13 protein-coding genes are annotated in these 16,623 nt (G+C 52.7%); 8 read left to right on the top strand and 5 right to left on the bottom strand.

The features are described from left to right. Positions 1 to 147 precede the first annotated feature (147 nt). From ACK3CJ_RS16125 to ACK3CJ_RS16115, 3 genes are all read left to right on the top strand, one after another. The gene (locus ACK3CJ_RS16125; protein ID WP_409526604.1) at positions 148 to 453 is read left to right on the top strand and encodes an RloB domain-containing protein; all 306 of its coding nucleotides are present in this window, start codon (positions 148 to 150) and stop codon (positions 451 to 453) included. A gap of 300 nt (positions 454 to 753) precedes the next feature. After that, positions 754 to 831: a hypothetical protein gene (locus ACK3CJ_RS16120; RefSeq protein ID WP_409526603.1), complete on the top strand. Its 78-nt coding sequence runs from the start codon at positions 754 to 756 to the stop codon at positions 829 to 831. 161 nt (positions 832 to 992) lie between these two features. Next, the gene (locus ACK3CJ_RS16115; protein ID WP_409523235.1) at positions 993 to 2,363 is read left to right on the top strand and encodes an MATE family efflux transporter; all 1,371 of its coding nucleotides are present in this window, start codon (positions 993 to 995) and stop codon (positions 2,361 to 2,363) included. Here the strand turns inward: ACK3CJ_RS16115 and dbpA are convergent. Then, positions 2,344 to 3,723 carry an ATP-dependent RNA helicase DbpA gene (gene dbpA, locus ACK3CJ_RS16110; protein ID WP_409523234.1) on the bottom strand — a complete coding sequence of 460 codons (1,380 nt, stop codon included), beginning with the start codon at positions 3,721 to 3,723 and terminating at the stop codon, positions 2,344 to 2,346. The two genes, ACK3CJ_RS16115 and dbpA, sit on opposite strands and share 20 nt — an antisense overlap. 220 nt (positions 3,724 to 3,943) lie before the next feature. Between dbpA and phbB the strand changes: the two genes are divergently transcribed. Continuing rightward, complete coding sequence (gene phbB, locus ACK3CJ_RS16105) at positions 3,944 to 4,693, top strand: acetoacetyl-CoA reductase (protein ID WP_409523233.1); 750 nt, start codon at positions 3,944 to 3,946, stop codon at positions 4,691 to 4,693. Positions 4,694 to 4,782: 89 nt separating this feature from the next. Here the strand turns inward: phbB and ACK3CJ_RS16100 are convergent, their stop codons facing one another. The 3 genes from ACK3CJ_RS16100 to ACK3CJ_RS16090 form a co-directional block, all read right to left on the bottom strand. After that, complete coding sequence (locus ACK3CJ_RS16100; protein ID WP_409523232.1) at positions 4,783 to 7,623, bottom strand: DUF349 domain-containing protein; 2,841 nt, start codon at positions 7,621 to 7,623, stop codon at positions 4,783 to 4,785. A 180-nt stretch (positions 7,624 to 7,803) separates the two neighbouring features. Continuing rightward, positions 7,804 to 9,006, bottom strand: coding sequence for a hypothetical protein (locus tag ACK3CJ_RS16095; protein WP_409523231.1), 1,203 nt, complete (start codon positions 9,004 to 9,006; stop codon positions 7,804 to 7,806). Positions 9,007 to 9,097: 91 nt separating this feature from the next. After that, the gene (locus tag ACK3CJ_RS16090; RefSeq protein ID WP_409523230.1) at positions 9,098 to 9,526 is read right to left on the bottom strand and encodes a YchJ family protein; all 429 of its coding nucleotides are present in this window, start codon (positions 9,524 to 9,526) and stop codon (positions 9,098 to 9,100) included. A gap of 139 nt (positions 9,527 to 9,665) precedes the next feature. Between ACK3CJ_RS16090 and sbcB the strand changes: the two genes are divergently transcribed. Beyond that, on the top strand, positions 9,666 to 11,120 hold the full coding sequence (gene sbcB / locus ACK3CJ_RS16085) for an exodeoxyribonuclease I (RefSeq protein WP_409523229.1): 1,455 nt from the start codon (positions 9,666 to 9,668) through the stop codon (positions 11,118 to 11,120). Positions 11,121 to 11,163: 43 nt separating this feature from the next. Then, entirely contained in the window at positions 11,164 to 11,706 is a 543-nt protein-coding gene (locus tag ACK3CJ_RS16080) for a hypothetical protein (protein WP_409523228.1), read from the top strand. An 89-nt stretch (positions 11,707 to 11,795) separates the two neighbouring features. Here the strand turns inward: ACK3CJ_RS16080 and ACK3CJ_RS16075 are convergent, their stop codons facing one another. Further along, positions 11,796 to 14,636 carry an insulinase family protein gene (locus tag ACK3CJ_RS16075; protein WP_409523227.1) on the bottom strand — a complete coding sequence of 947 codons (2,841 nt, stop codon included), beginning with the start codon at positions 14,634 to 14,636 and terminating at the stop codon, positions 11,796 to 11,798. 168 nt (positions 14,637 to 14,804) lie between these two features. On the opposite strand from ACK3CJ_RS16075, the gene ACK3CJ_RS16070 reads away from it, so the two are divergent. Both ACK3CJ_RS16070 and ACK3CJ_RS16065 read left to right on the top strand, forming a co-directional pair. Next, positions 14,805 to 15,707, top strand: a complete 903-nt coding sequence (locus tag ACK3CJ_RS16070) for a DMT family transporter (protein ID WP_409523226.1) — start codon at positions 14,805 to 14,807, stop codon at positions 15,705 to 15,707. A gap of 28 nt (positions 15,708 to 15,735) precedes the next feature. Next, a complete protein-coding gene (locus ACK3CJ_RS16065; protein WP_409523225.1) occupies positions 15,736 to 16,602 on the top strand; it encodes a Tim44 domain-containing protein in 867 nt (288 codons plus the stop codon). The last annotated feature ends 21 nt before the right edge of the window (positions 16,603 to 16,623 follow it).

The raw sequence follows: 16,623 nt of genomic DNA, 5'->3' as shown, positions 1-16,623 counted from the left end.
TCCCGGCACGGAATAAACAATGGGGTAAGGGGAAGTTGTGCTCTGATCATGCTGATTGATCAATAAACAAACAGTGCGCCGGGGGGGCGCTCAGCAAATCGGACAGAATTGGGCTGCCTGGCCCTCCACTTAAGAGCCGGATGAAATATCCGGGCTAACCCATGTTTTGAAATATGGCCACTGTTACATATCAGAAGCTATACGGCCTACATTCACCGGCATGATCTGCAAAGGCTTTTGGGGGAGGAGATGCCTAACTACAAGCCTGGCACCGCAAAGGATATTGACTATCGATATATCAAAGATAACTATCTAGAAGCTCGCATTAGAGCTGAACAGTTATTAAACATGCATATCGAAGTAGATACCCCGTTTGGAAACCCTTCCACTGAAATTCATAACCTTTTAAAGGAAATAGAAGAACACGGGAGTAAAAGAAGCAAAGAATGCTAGTTACTATACTAAGCTCTTAATGATCACAGTAGAGTGATTTGATTGGTAAACACCTTTAAACCAGCACGCTTGTCCTCAGTCGATCTATGCCACCTTTTTTGAAACGTGTTCCAGTTCAGTATTCTAATGCAACATCTGCTCCATCTCCTACAGAGTATCAATCTGAGCAATCGGCTCCAGCACATACTGGGTATTATACTCAGCGCTGGGCGACAGAAGTGCGTTGAGTATCATTAGGAGGCATGGGTTAATGAACTGGTTAATCAGAGGAGGGGTATTACGCCCAGTACCGCGCTGTGTTTGGCTCGATTCTTTGGTGTCTTGGCTGATTTTTGGCTCAACCTGCAAGCCAGGTGGGATCTTCATAAGACTCAATAGGCAGAGCAGGACGACTTGTCCGAGATTCAAGATGTCACCCATTGGCGGAAGAAGGCTTAACAATACCCGGTTCGTGTCGAGAGATCCCAGCATCCTGTCTATCGATCCATTTTATGCAGCGCCGCTTACTGGTAAACTATGCGCTTTTTCAGGCTGGCTAGATGCGAAAGAAGGCTGATTTACTGAACGACCCACTGCGTCCTGTACTGGTGCGGATGACGGTGCCGATGATGTTCGGGATCATCAGCCTGATGCTGTTCAACCTCGCTGATATTTGGTTTGTCGCTCAGCTCGGCACTCAGCCGATGGCTGCTCTGGCTTTTACTTTCCCTGTTTCCTTTGCCGTGGTCAGCCTTGCGATCGGGCTGGGTATCGGCACGTCGGCCACGCTGGCGCGACGTATCGGTAGTGGTGACACGCAATTTGCTGCACGCATGGCGAGCGATAATCTGCTGATGACCGCCGCTCTGATGCTGCTGGTGGGCTATCTGGGCCACTGGATCATAGATCCCGTGTTCCGCTTGATGGGAGCCGATGAAGCGCTGCTGCCGTTGATTTCGGATTATATGCAGATCTGGTTTGCCGGCTCAGTGTTCATGGTTTTGAATATGGTCTGCAACAGCATCTTCAGGGCGGCAGGTGATACCCGAATGTCTGCGGTAGTGATGTTGGTGGCCTCCGGCCTCAATCTGATACTCGATCCGATTCTGATCTTCGGATTCGGACCGATTCCGGCGATGGGGATCAAGGGGGCTGCTCTGGCCAGTGTGATCGCCTGGGGTATCACGACCCTTACAGCGTTGTATCTGTTGTACTTCAGGCAGCGCATGATTCTGCTGACCTTCTCATCCGTTCGGCAGGTCTGGAGTAACTGGTGTGAGGTGATGACGATCAGTCTGCCGGCTGCTCTGTCCAATATGATGACACCACTGGCCAACGGTGTGCTGACGGCGATGGTGGCGGTGCATGGTACTGAAGCAGTGGCGGCATTCGGTGTAGGAAATCGTATCGAGGCGCTGGCACTGCTGGCCTGTCTGGCGCTGTCGATGACGTTGCCGCCGTTCATCAGTCAGAACTTTGGTGCCGGACATCTGGATCGTGTCAAAAAGGCCTATGCCACTGTCATTCGTTTTGCACTGGCCTGGCAGATTGCGGTCTATCTTCTGTTGGCGCTTCTGTCCGGACCTGTCTCGCAGTTGTTTACGGATGATCCGGAAGTCGCCTACTGGATACGGATCTGGATACTCATTGTGCCGATCGGGTTTGGGTTTCAGGCCACTACCTTTCTCAGTGCTTCTGCATTCAATGCGTTGCATCAACCGATGCGCGCACTGCGGATCAGTCTGATAAGGCTGTTCCTGCTCTATTTGCCACTGGCTTGGCTGGGGAACTATCTGTTCGGTCTGGAGGGGATGTTCTTTGCGCTGGTGCTGGCCAATACGCTGACGGCGATACTGGCCTGGAGCTGGATGCGCAGGCTGCTGTTGCAGCTGCGCGGTGAGGGTCAACTGATCAGAGACGGCGCACTTTGAATTGACGCCCTTTGATCTTGCCTTCGCGCAGTTGCTCAAGGGCTTGCATCGAGATGCTTCGTTCAACCGCGACAAAGGATTTGAAATTGGTGATGTTGATCTTGCCGATCGATGAGCCGTCCAGACCACCGGCAACCGTCAATGCCCCCAGAATATCCCCCGGACGCAGCTTTTCTTTGCGCCCGCCCGCAATGCAAAGTGTCGCCATGGTAGCCTGTTCCAACTCTTTCTGCGGATTGACCGCTGGCAGGGTTGGCATGCGTTTGACCGGTTGTCTTTGCTGTTCGTCGATGCGCTGCAGCCGGAAACTGTCTTTCTCGGAGTAAAGGCTCAGGGCGATTCCCTGACGCCCTGCGCGCCCTGTGCGACCAATGCGATGGGTGTAGATTGCGGGATCCTGAGGCAGGTCAGCATTGATCACCATATCCACCGTATCAATATCCAGACCGCGTGCCGCGACATCTGTGGCAATCAGGTAGCGGAAACTGCCGTTGCTGAACTGGATCAGCACCTGATCACGATCCAGCTGATCCATATCGCCATGCAGCACCAGAGCTCTGAGCCCCACGGATTTCATTTCGGTTGCCAGATCGTTGCAGGCCTGACGTGTATTGCAGAAGATGACGGCAGCATCCGGCTGGTATTTCTGCAGCAGCGCGTGAACGGCTTCGGCCTTGTTGCCGGGCTCACAGGGCCAGGCAAACTGTTGGATGCTGCTGTCATCATGCTGAGTTTCTACACTGACCCGCACGGGTTCGCGCTGATAGCGTGCGCTGATCGCTTCGATCATCTCGGGGTAGGTGGCGGAAAAGAGTAGTGTCTGACGCGAGTCAGGCGTGCTGGATATGATGGCGCTGATATCTTCTTCAAAACCCATGTCGAGCATGCGGTCTGCTTCATCCAGTACCAGCGTGTTCAACCTGTCCAGCACCAGTGTGCCTTTGCGCAGGTGGTCGCAGAGTCGGCCGGGCGTGCCAACAACAATATGAGCACCATGCTCAAGCGAGCCAATCTGTGGCCCCATAGGCTGCCCGCCACTGATCGAGACGATCTTGATATTGTCCAGATAGCGTGCCAGACGGCGCAACTCGTTGGCGACCTGGGTTGCCAGTTCGCGGGTGGGGCAGAGCACCAACCCTTGAACGGAGAATGAACGTGGGTTAAGTTTTTCCAGCATTCCGATGCCGAAGGCTGCTGTTTTGCCACTGCCTGTCTGTGCCTGGGCGATCAGATCGCGGCCTTCCAGTGCCGGCGGCAGGCTTTGTGCCTGAATAGGGGTCATTGTTTCATAACCCAGCTGGGTCAGGTTGGCGATGGCAGTTTCAGGCAGGTTCAAAATCGCAAAGGAGGTGGTATTCACAGCAGATCCGGGTCATAAGAAATTGTGGCACAGTATAACATGCCTCAGGTCAACTGGCTGGCGATTTCCGTCAAGTAATACTAGTGAAACAGATTCTGAACTACTATGATCAGGTAGAGGTCATCTGGAGAAATGATCTGTACTGAGTTAACTCAGGATGTAACAGCAAGTGAACATATAAAATTAGAAAGTCGTTAATCACTGAAAAAGGGATGTGGATATGACAAAAAAAGTTGCTTTCGTAACCGGTGGTACGGGTGGTATTGGTACCGCTATCTGCAGAAGTCTGGCAGATGCAGGTTTTCGCGTGGTGGCTGGCTATAACAGCGGTGGTAACCATGACAAAGCGAAGGCCTGGCAGGAGGAGCAGCGCAGGGATGGCTATGAAATCGATGTGGCTTATGGTGATGTCACCAATACAGAGTCTTGTGCTCAGTGTATCAAGACGGTAGAAGAGTTAACCGGTGGCAGTATTGAAGTGCTGGTTAACAATGCCGGTATCACTCGTGACGGCATGTTCAAGAAAATGAGCTGGGAACAGTGGAATGAAGTGCTGACAGCGAACCTGGATAGCATGTTCCATATGACTCGATTGGTGATCAATCCCATGCTTGAAAAAGGCTGGGGTCGCATTATCAATATCTCTTCCGTGAATGCGCAGAAAGGTCAGTTTGGCCAGTGTAACTACTCTGCCGCAAAGGCCGGTATACATGGCTTTACCAAAGCCCTGGCCCAGGAAGTTGCTGCCAAGGGTGTGACGGTCAATACGGTTTCACCGGGTTATATCATGACCCCAATGGTTGCCAAGATTGCCGAAGAGATTCAGAACAAAATCACTTCAACGATTCCTCTCGGGCGTTTTGGTACGCCGGAAGAGATAGGTCGTTGCATCGCTTTCCTGGCTGACGATCACTCCGGCTACATCACAGGCTCTGATCTGTCGATCAACGGTGGTCTGCACATGTCCTGATAAAGGACAGCAGCACCAGAGCATCGGGGTCAGACACTGGCCCCGAATATTTCTGACACAGAATATCCCTTATCAATTACAGTCCCCGATTATTCAGCTTGTAGCAGATCGTTGAAACGCTCGTTCAGATCATCCATCTGCCAGGCAAAAGGCACGGTTAACCATTCCAGTTCGAGGTTGCGAATATCCTTGAGTCTGGTGGAGTCGGACTGTTGAGCGATAGCCTGTTGCAGTCGCTGCATCTGATACTCCATACGGATTGCCTGATCCTCTTCGGGGGAAGGGTGGCCGAGCAATATTTCCAGTCTGACACACAGCAGTCTCGCGCTTTCGTAAGCGCTGTCGAGTTGCTCCTCAATATCTGAGTTCTGATTCAGCACTGATTGAATCGTGCTGATGCGCTTTTGGATCAAGAGAGAGTAAGGCGCTTTCAGTTGAGGTGTTTCCTCGGTGGCCAGCAATAATTGCTGCAGATGGTCCTGCTCCGGTTCATCCGACTCCGCCAGTGACTGTTCAGCTTTTTCGCACAGGAGGCTGAGGCGTTGAAGTGTGGCGAGTTGATCTTTGTTGAGTAACTCGGTGGCCAGGGCGATCTCTTTCTCAATCGCGAGCTTCAATCGCTCATGACGTTGCTGAATCTCTTCCAACTGGCGTGCTGGTAGCTCCAGAGCGTCGATCTCAGCCTGTATATTCTTCAGACAGATCAGACTATGAGCAACGCTGCGGGGATCGTGCAGGCAGCTGTGCAGCTGCTCCAGCAACATGTCGGCTTGACGCTGGCCGCGCTTGCCCTGCTGATTGCTGCTCTGCTCCTGTTTCAGGCGAGCAAAGATATAGTCACTGTGTTCACGCAGCTGTTGCCACAGGATTCTTTCCTGGCTGCGGAAGGTGACACCAGTTTCTTTCCAGCGCTGCTGAATCTGGCGGATCTGCTCGGTGGCGTGGCGAATATCGGCTTCATCTCTCAGGCTTTCAGCTTCATCCAGCAGGGCCTGCTTCATCACCTTGCAGGCTTCCTTATGGGACTTGAGCTGGGCGTCAGCTTGATTAATCAGTTGGTTGAACTGCTTCTGGGCAACTTTGCCTGGGCCACGGTCTACCGGCACGAATCGACGCCACTCACCCTTGGCACGATTGATAATCTGCTCCAGAGCCCGCCAGTCTGCTTGCTCCCAGTCTATCTGTGACAAGTAGGTTTCAAGGTGCTCGCAGATCTGCTCACGCTGTGCCAGATTCCAGGCTCTGAGGTCGCTCTGCGCCTTGAAGTAAGCATCGCAGGGTTCATAGGCGGCAACTGAGGCTTCGCGAAAACGTTGCCAGAGTGAGCGCGAATGAATGGGGTCAGTGGCATCCAGCTCTTTCCAGGCTTTCTGCAGGTCACGTATCTGCTCAGCCAGCTGTGCGGGATCGAGATCGCTGTTGGCCAGTGCTTCCATCTGTACACACAGCTGCTCTTTTTTTGAGTTGGCTGCAAAACCTTGCCAGTCCTTCAGTTCCAACACCTGAGACTTGATGTGTTTGAGGCGTGAGTCTACAGCTTCCGGTAGTCGTTGACTGGACTGTGCAACGAGCTTATCCACATCTTGCTCCAGCTTCTGCGCCTGACGCGCTTCACCCCGGCCCAGGGCGGTTTCAAGCTGTGATAACAGTTCATTGATTTGACTGACATGTCCTCCCTGCTGCTGCTTTAGTGAGCGCTGCTCTGCCCGCAGGGACTGTATCTGCTGCTTGATCTGTTGCAGGGCATCAGGCTCGGGAAGTGCCTGCGGCCAGTTTATTCTGGTCACATGAGCGTTCAACGCATGCAGTTGCTGCTCAATGTCGTTTGACTCACTGGCCAGTGGTTGAGAGTCTGTGGATTGAGTATTCATGTCACTGTCAGAAGCGATCACTGCCCAGGCATCCAAAGCTGCCTGAGCTGTCTGATGTATCTCTTGAACAGCTGTTTTCAGTGCTTCATCTTCTGGTATCTCCGAGATACTTTGAGTCAGATGAGTCAGTTCCCGAAGCAGTTCAGTCAGTTGTTCAGCGCAGTGGCAATCTTGAACCAGTCGTTCTCTGAGTACTTTCAGTTGCGAGCTTAACTGCTGGCGAAGCTGCTGCAGAGCCAGTTTAGCCTGAGCTTCCAGCTTCAGTTTTTCCTGCTGTGCATTTAATTCATCGGAGATTGATTGGCCTGCCTGCAGCGTCTGTGTGAAACGTACAGTCAGTTCTGTATCCGGGTGCAGGGGGAGTTTATCCCACTCCTGACTGATCGCCTGAAGGCGAATGGCGAAGTGCAGCCTATCGTCGCTCTCTACCAGACTGTTCAGGTTGTGCAGCAGTTGAGTCTGCTGCTTGATGGCGGCTTCTGTGCGCTGTTTGCTGTCCTGAAGCAGCTGAAGCTTGTCCCGCGCAATACGGTGGACTGCTTTATCGCGCCCTCGGGAGTTGCGGTACAGCTCTTCGAGCACCTGTTCAGCCTCTATCTGCTCGGCGGCAAGCTGGCGAATACTTGTCAATGGTGCATTCAGTGCGATCTCTGCCAATATCTGCTGGTCAGAGATCTTACGCAGTGCCACTTCATTGAGTTCTGAGATCTGACTTTTCAGGATAATCAGCTTCAAAGTCTGTTCTGAGCTGATGCGTTTAATCCATTCAAGGCCGAGTGCGGTCGGATTTCCAGCCCCGAGGAGCAGCTCACAAAAACGCTCGCCCGATCTCTCTTTCAGGGCGGTATCCGGTTCCTGATCGAGAATTTGCATCAGAATTTCAGGGTCTGTGATTTTGGCAATAGCAACACGACGAACGTCCGGGCTGGTGTCCAGCAGTGCCAGATCTTTCAGTGTCAGATGTTGTCTCGGTTGGCTAGGGTCCAGCTTGACCGCTGCACGTGCACGCACTTCAGGATCGGGGTGAGACCATTTGGGTTTAAACAGATTTGCTAACATCAAGCACCACAACCAGCACTTTGCAATGCCGGTAGCCCTAAAAAGAGATGAGCGAAGGGACGATATTGTAACGATGACTGAGCGTTTAATAAAGGAGCGGATGCGCCATATCCAGTGTGTAAAGGATGGTTGTCATCAGGCTGATTATCAGTCGCTCAGTGTTACGGCGAAGGGATTATATCAGACTGTGAGGTCCACATGCTGGATTGTTCCTGCATGGCCATCTTCATTCAGAAATACACCGGTCGCCTGAACCTTGCCCAATAACTCATTGCTGCCGTGGGCATTCAGGTCAAAAGGGGTGGTTGCCTTACCGAGATAGATAGCACCGACACCTGCATCGGCCAGAGCAACAAGTTGCTGTTTCTCGCTGCTTCCCGGTCGCATCCATAGCAACAGTTGGCTGAAGATCGGATCATTTTCATCAATCCAGCCATTGTTATCGCTGTCATAATCCGCCAACTCTGCAAAGCCGTTCCCGGTACGGGCACCAAAGAGCTCGCTGCCATCATTTATTCTGCCATCGTTATTTTTGTCCAGCGCCAGAAATGCGCTATTGCTGGCCAGTGTCGGTATCAGGTCGTTTGTGCCATCCAGAGTCAGATCGAACTCAAAGCGTCTGTCACTGAGCTCTATGGCATCACCATCAAAATTCAGTATCAGCGGATCTGACAGTGCCGCTCCCATACGCAGGGATAGAGTGTTGTGCTCATAAAACTCTCTGCTCATGTGCAGGTCAATGTTGATCTCCAGCGTTTTACCATCGGCTGTCGTCACCTGGCCTTTTGCAGAGAATTCTGTACTTTCCTGCTGATAAAAAATTTCCTGATAATCATACTCGATGCCGAGTTCTCCTGCGGTGGCAGCTGTTGCTGCCTGCTTGGCATCTGAAGTAGTGGGCGGGCTGACCTGTGAGGAGGCAGCCAGTTCTTCATCCAGCAGCGCGAAGTGCATCTCCTTGCCGGTCAGGGATTCGAACAGACTTTTGATCAACTGAGCACGAAATCTGTCCTCGGATGAGAGCTCCAGACGAAAGGGTTCAGCTTTTTCGATCTCCTCAACAGATGCTTGTTGTGGCAATTGTGCCTGGATCTGGTTGTCGTCGGGAGGTATTTCCAGATTGTTCAGTGTTTGAGGTGACAGTGCTTGAGATGGCAGCGTTTGAGACGCATCGCCCGCGCGTTGGCGCAGTTCATTGTAGGTGAGTAAAGAGGCGCTTTCGTGGGTCTCCTGGCGGGCGTATTCTGCAGTGGTGGTTACCCGGCGGTTACCTGATTCAGGATCGGTATGCACCATGCCTGCTCTGAGTCGCTCCGAAATTTCCAGCCGACTGTAAGCTGCATGGGAAGCATTCAGCTGGAAGGTGCTGGAGTCGATACGCATGATAGACCTCAATCGATAAGTCGTTTATCGCATCATCTATGCATCGGCAGGTCTGATTAAAAATTGAGCATTTTTTTCTGAGGTAATCAGTTCAGTCGCTGAGGAGCTCCACTTCACCATCAACATAGTACCAGCGCCCGTTGTCCTTGCGAAAACGTGATTGTTCGTGCAAAACGCCACCTCCCTCTGGTGCTTCAAAACGGGCCTCAAACTCTATCATCCCTTGTGAGTCTTCTTCAGAACCGCCCTCTGTCGCAAGGATGCTCAATCCGGTCCAGTTGGTGATCTGTGTCTGCTCCGCTATCAGGGCATGATCTTCGGGATGGCGCTTTTCGGCGGCAGTGGTATCGATCAGATAGTCCACAGCGCCAATGCAGAAAGCAGTATAGCGAGATCTCATCAAGGCTTCAGCAGTGGCTGCCGGCACCGATCCCTGAAGCAAGGGTGAACAGCACTGGGTGAAGCTTTTCCCTGACTGGCAGGGGCAGGTTTGATCCGGTGTCACACTATCTGGCTGCATGCGGGTGATCCCTTGAGCGTTAACTGTTAATCTTGACTCGTGATATGGCCTACATGATATGACATATATGCCGCATCAACTATAAGCCTTTGCGGTAATGGCTTGGGGCTTCAGCGAATCAGGACAATGAGAGAGAGTTATGGCGCAGCCGGTTAAAGAAACCTTCTTCTGGCACGATTACGAAACATTCGGTACGGATCCCAAGCGGGACCGCCCGGTCCAGTTCGCTGGTGTACGAACTGACAGCGATTTGAATATCATCGAAGAGCCGGTGGTGCTCTATGCACGCCCCTCCGATGATCTGCTACCGCATCCGATGGCCTGTCTGATTACTGGTATCACACCTCAGAAGGCTTTGCAGGAAGGTGTGTGTGAAGCGCAGTTTATCTCCAGAATACATGAAGAGCTGTCTCGTCCGGGGACCTGTGGCGTGGGTTATAACAGTATCCGTTTTGATGATGAAGTGACGCGCTATACGCTGTATCGCAACTTTCATGATCCCTATGCGCGAGAGTGGCAAAATGGTTGTTCGCGCTGGGACATCATCGATATGTTGCGTCTGACACGGGCGCTGAGGCCTGATGGTATTGTCTGGCCGGAGTATGAGGATGGCAGGCCCAGTCTGCGGTTGGAAGATCTCAGTCGCGCCAATGGTTTGCAGCATGATCAGGCTCATGATGCGCTGTCGGATGTTTATGCCACCATTGCTCTGGCCCGTCTGGTCAGAGAGCGGCAGCCGAAGCTGTATGAGTATGTGTTGAATAATCGTTCCAAACAGGCGATTCAGTCGTTGATTGATGTTGCGGCGATGAAACCGGTGTTGCATATTTCCTCACGCTATCCGGTGGAGTGTGGAAATGCGGCGATCGTGGCGCCGCTGGCACAACACCCAACGAACCGTAACAGCACGCTGGTCTGGGATCTACGTGTTGATCCTGAACCGCTGCTCCGGCATTCGGTCGAGGCGCTGCGCCACCTGATCTATACCTCACGTGATGAGCTGCCTCCTGATGCGCCGGTGCTGGCGCTGAAGCAGGTACATGCCAATCGTTGCCCGATCATTGCGCCCGCCGGGATGTTGAACACCGAGGAGGCAGCAAGGCTGCAGATAGATGGTGACGTCTGTCGCCGTCATCTTTCCCTGCTGCGCAATGAACCGGGCCTGGCGAAGAAAGTGGCCGATATCTATACTGAAAACGAGTTTCTGGCCGATGGTGATCCTGATCATATGCTTTACAGTGGTGGCTTTTTCAGTGATACGGACCGCAAATTGATGGAACAGGTTCGGCGTGCGGAGCTGGAGCAGCTTGTGGGACTGGATCTGCCGTTTCAGGATCCGCGACTGGAAGAGATGTTGTTGCGCTATAAGGCGCGCAACTTCCCACAGACGCTCTCTGATGATGAGCAGGAGCGTTGGGAGGAGTATCGCAGCCAGAAACTGCTGCATGGCGATAAGGGCGGCTACATGACACTGCCGCAGTTTTATGAAACCCTGAACCAGCTGGGAGCTGAACACGCATCAGATGAGCGGACGATGCAGATCCTTGAGGAGCTGGCGTTGTATGCCGAATCGATCTACCCCCTTGAACTCTAAATTATCAGTGAAGGCTTTTTTATCGGTCTGCACGGTGATGGTTGTGTGTTCTGTACAGGCACAGCCGGTTGAAGAGATACCCTATCGCGTTGTGACCGATGAGCACTTTTCCGGCATGGTCAGGGGCAGCTCTGCTTACGATGATATGGAGTGGGGCAGCTTTGATCGTGAACAGATGCCAGAGATTCACCCCTCCGGCATTCAGGCACCCCCCGAGCCTGTCGTGATCCATTATTCCGAGCCGGAAGAGCCTTTTGTGGTGGAGATCACCCTTGAAGAGGTGGCGTTGCAGGACCCGCAGCAACGGGCTTCAGCCGCCCGGGGCGAGGATCTGGTGTTTCGACAGATTTATGATGATCTGTATATGCAGCGTTGCTTCCTGATGCAGGATGAGGATTGCGATCCGATGACGGGCCTGCGTGGTATTACGCTGGGGCCTGAAGAGGCTGAGGCGATGGCAGCCGAGCTGGCGGCAGCAGCGGAAGCTGAGCCAGAGGAGGAAGCTCCGCCGGAGGAAGACACCAGTTGGTTACCACAATTGAATGAGCTCTTTTTCTCAGGTATGCGTGTTGAGCTGGAGGAGTAAACGCCTCCAGCTTCTCTACTCAATGGCAATCTTTCAAAGCGCTATTGTTTCAAAGTACTGTTGTTTCAAAGCGCTATTGTTTCAAAGTGCTATTCAGTGACAAAAAACTCGGCTTCTCTGAGCTGCTCGATCCTGTTCTGACTCGTCTGTAGCAAATCTTCCTCGCTGATCTCGCCTTGCTTCTCTGCTCCGAAATGACGCAGGACCAGTTGGCGCTTCTGCAGAGCATGCAGCGTGTCGAGCAGGGTCTCTTTATCCAGTCCGGAAACGGCATCAGCAATCTGATAGTGTGTTGTGAAGGAACCATCCCGATCCAGTTCACGCCAGTATCTTGATGAGCGATCTGCCAGTGTGTTGTCAGGTTGCAGCAGGCGTGATCTCAGGCTCTGTCTGAACTGTTCCAGGCTCTCGTCCGAGGCATCGTTGATCAGCTCTCGCATCCGTTCCAGAAAATCAGTGAAGTGAGGCATCAGCTCCAGTGGGTCTGCGACTGAGGACTGCACGACCAGTGATATGCCCGGTACATCGCGCAGTGGCAGATAGTTTGAAAAGACAATATAGCCAAACTGCTTTTCCGTTCTCAGCTCTGAATAGAAGGGCGTCGAGATGATCTCATTCAACAGGGCAACAGCGGCGCGCTCTTCAATACTGCTGTTACGCCCCTGCAGATAGAGATTCAGTACCGCGTCATGGTGTGCCAGATCCAGAGTTTCGATGAGTGGCTCATCCGAGGGTAGTTGAATCACGGGGATAACAAACCCTTCATCAGCCTCTGCAATCAGTTGCGCCGCGACCTTGTCAGCCATTCCACGTGCGGTATCGCTTGTCAGGTTGCCGTGTGCCAGCATTCTCAGCTCAGCCTTTTCATATATGAGCGGGGTGAACGCCATCAGATCCTGTAGCTTGATCTCTTCCAGTGCGGTCAGCTTATCTTCAGTGCTCCAGCGGGTCATCAGCATCGTGTACAGCTTCTGGAAACTGAGTTGAGTCGGCGCTTCCTGCGCCTGATTGATCAGGCTCTCCTGCATCTGTTTTTTGACGCGATCAAAGCGCGCCAGATCGGCCGTTGGCGCTTTCAATACCTGCAGCAGCTCATCCAACAGTAAAGGCTGCTTCGGGCTGTAGCCCGACAGGCGAAGTGAAAATCCCCGCAGATGAGGGTAGAGCGACGCAGAGAGTCCAGCCAGCATGGCATCATAAAGAGGCTCATTCAGCTCGTCATTGACCATGCGGATATAGAGATCGATCATCACGGCGTTTTCGACACTTTGTGCCACTGGGCGCGACATCAATGCAAAGAAGAAGTCACTCTTGGGTAGTTCAAACTGCTGATCCTGTTGGAACCAGAGGCTTGCACCTGGCTCCTGCAACAGGAGCTCTGGAGTATCGACAGCCTGCTCCCGTTCTACCAGGGCGAGGTCGGTCGGGATAAAGCGGTTGCTGCTTCTGACCACCAGCGCTGGGTTGGCTTCAGGTTCCTGCCAGCGTGACAGTTGTTCGGAGGCAAGCGGGGTCAGCTTGTAACCGACGTTGTAGCGCACCTCTGTCTGATCGGTTTCAAGATCCTGAGCCTGACGTGTCAGCAGCATCTGTTCAGGGGTGATGTCGTTCAGGTAGCGTTGGATCATGTCGGCGTCGAATTCACCGAAATGGTATCCAGCATTGAGCAGGTGTTGTGTCGGGTAGCGCTGTTGCATCTGGGCCAGTGTGGCGACCTCATGGATCGGCTGACGATTTTCACGAAACTGGAACTGCAGGTCAGCCAGCGCTTTCTCCTCTTCGTAGATCCAGGGCTGCACGCCCTGCAGGCGCAACTCATCGATAAAGGCAAAGAACAACTCGACTACTCGCTCGTACTCGACAAAGCCTTTTTCTGTCAGGTCGATGGTCACATCGAAGGTGGCACTCTTCTCAAGATCCAGGCCGCTGTATGCGCCCAGGCCGTTGGCGAGTCCTTCGGCCTTCAGCAGCGACAACAGACTGCCTTCGCCCTCATAGCCAACGAGGCTGGCAATATAATAAATCGGACGTTTTTCCCAGTGCGCTTTGGTAGGTTCTACCGGAAAGCTCAGGCTGATGCTTCGCGTCTGGCGCAGGGTCTGAATGTCCAGCAGGGCAGGCAGGGTGTCTTCGCTATAAAGTGGAGCCTCGTCAACAAAGGGCTCAGCATCAAAGTTGCCTATCTTACCAAAGCGTTCTGTTACCAGTTCCCGCAGCTCATCCAATGACTGTGGGCCGAGGACCACCAGACTCATCAGGTTGGCGGAGTAGTAGCGATTGTAGAACTCAATCAGTTCGTCGCGGATAGACTGGCCTGGCTGGTCCGACAGTGAAACCAGATCACCCACCGCAAAACGGCTGTAATGATGGTCAGGATTCATGACCGCTTTGCTGACTTCATGAGCGCGGCGATGATCATCGCGGCGTCTGGCCTGAAATTCCGACTCAACGGCATGACGTTCGCGCTCAACATACTCCGGGCTGAACAATGGATAGATGAAAAAGGCCGCAAATCTGTCCAGTGCTCCTTCCAGAGCCTGAGGTTGTATATCAAAGAAATAGTTGGTGTTTTCGTAGGCGGTGAAGGCGTTATGGTTACCGCCATTGGCGCTGATGTACTGCTGATAGCCATCGGCCTCGGGATAGGCTTCGGTGCCTAGAAACAGCATATGCTCCAGAAAATGTGCCAGCCCCGGGCGATGCTCCGGATTGGCTCCCGAACCTACTGCGACATCCAGTGAGGCAGCAGCTTTTTCGGCGCTGGGGTCCGAGATCAGCAGCACCTTGAGCTGATTATCCAACACCAGTGTTTCATATTCCCGCGTGTCATAGGGGCTGGTGATGATTTGAGCCTGGCTGGTGCTGACACTGAACAGCAGGAGTGCAAGCAGGGTGACAATCAATCGGTTCAATCCTGGTCGTGTATGCATGTATAACCTGTTATGGCGTGATATTGCTGAAGAAGTGATTGTATCTGTGACTGTAACTATCGACATAGGTTCTATAAAGGGTTCTATGAACTGTTTCGATGATGGATGCAGTCTGCGGCTTCAGCCGCTAGAATGATGGCCTTTATATCATGATTAGGAAATATATCAGTGGCTTATATACTGCTTATCCTGACAGTACTGTTCTGGGCCGGCAACTTTATTCTGGCGCGTGCGATCCATATGGACATGCAGCCCTTTACGCTGGCCTTCATGCGCTGGGGTTTGGCTCTGCTGCTGATACTGCCCTGGCTGCTGCCTAAACTGATCAAAAACCTGCCGGTCATACGTCAGTACCTGCCAAGACTTCTGCTGCTCTCCTTTTTGGGCGTAGTCTGCTTCAATACACTGGTTTATCAGGGTGTGCAATATACCACGGCCAGTAACGCGACGCTGATGCAGTCTGCCATCCCGATCGTGATACTGGTGGTCACCTCTCTTTTTCTGGGTGAAAAGGCCGGTTTCAGGCAGTGGGTAGGGGTTTTCATCTCTTTCTGCGGTGTTGTCGTGTTGGTCAGTCGGGGCGATCATCAGGTAATCACGTCACTGGATTTCAATCGCGGTGATCTATGGATATTTGGTGCCGTGATGAGTTGGGCGCTGTATTCAATAGCATTGCGCTGGAAACCCACTGAGTTGGATGGTTTCACCTTCTTTGGCTTCTCTGTGCTGGCGGGCGTTTTGGTTTTGCTGCCCCTGGCGATCTTCGAGCAAGGCGGGGTACCGTTGCTTGAGATGCGTTCCGATATCATGATGACGGTCCTGTACATGGCGGTTTTTCCATCGATCCTGTCGTTTATCTTCTGGAACAAAGGGGTGGCAGAGCTGGGCGCGCCGACAGCCGGGTTATTCATACATCTGATGCCGCTGTTCGGTATGGCGCTGTCTGTTCTGTTTCTGGGGGAATCGGTTTATCTCTATCAATTGTTTGGGATACTGCTAATATTCACCGGAATTTATCTGGCGGTTGTTGCCCAGACATTGAAACGATTACAAAAACAATCTGCAAACTGATTTGCAAACACTGCTTACAGGAGCGCCCATGAGACGTTTGACTTTACCCCTGATCACGCTGGTGATCAGTCTTTTTTTACTGCCGATGGAAGCTGAAGCCAAGCGTTTTGGCGGTGGTAGCTCTTTTGGGAAATCCTACTCCACGCCACAGCGCAGTGCACCAACCAGACAACAGGAGGCTACACCTTCGCGAAATAATCAGGCGGCTGTTCAGCGCAGCGGCATGGGCGGCATGATGGGAGGGTTGCTGGCCGGTGGATTGTTGGCAGCGCTGTTCATGGGTGGTGCTTTTGAAGGTGTACAGTTGATGGACTTTCTGTTGCTGGGACTGCTGGGTTTTCTGATCTTCAAGGTGGTGTCAGCGATGCGAGCCGGACAACGGCAGCAACAGCAGCCTGCTTATGCAGCGCCACGGGCTCAGCATGATGCGACTGATCTGTTCAGGAAACAGCCAGCGTCAGATACTTTTTCAGACTCTGGTTCAGACATGAGTCATATGCTCGCAGAACCTGAGCTGACACTACCGGAGTGGTTTGATAAGGACTCTTTTCTGGAGGGAGCGCAACAGCATTTCACGCATCTGCAACACTCCTGGGATAATCAGGCCTGGGATGAGATCGCGGAATATACCTCCATCGAACTGCTGCATCAGTTGCAGGCGGAGCGTGCTCGTCATGCTGCTGACCAACACACCGAAGTGGTATCTGTGATGGCTGAGCTGGTCAACTTCATTGACGAAGGCGATCATGTAGTCGCCAGTATCCATTTCTATGGCTGGATGCGTGAAGAGCAGAACGGCGAAACAGCCGAATTCAGCGAAACCTGGCACCTGAACCGAGATATGAGCGGTCAGGGTGGAAACTGGGTGATCGTCGGTATCGAGCAAACGGCCTGATGCTCTATTTCTCCCCTTTAC

Source organism: Nitrincola salilacus, assembly GCF_046271865.1.
GTDB classification, from domain to species: Bacteria; Pseudomonadota; Gammaproteobacteria; order Pseudomonadales; family Balneatricaceae; genus Nitrincola; species Nitrincola salilacus.
The sequence above is the reverse complement of the archived record's forward strand: the minus strand, read 5'-3'. Positions and strand labels throughout refer to the sequence as shown.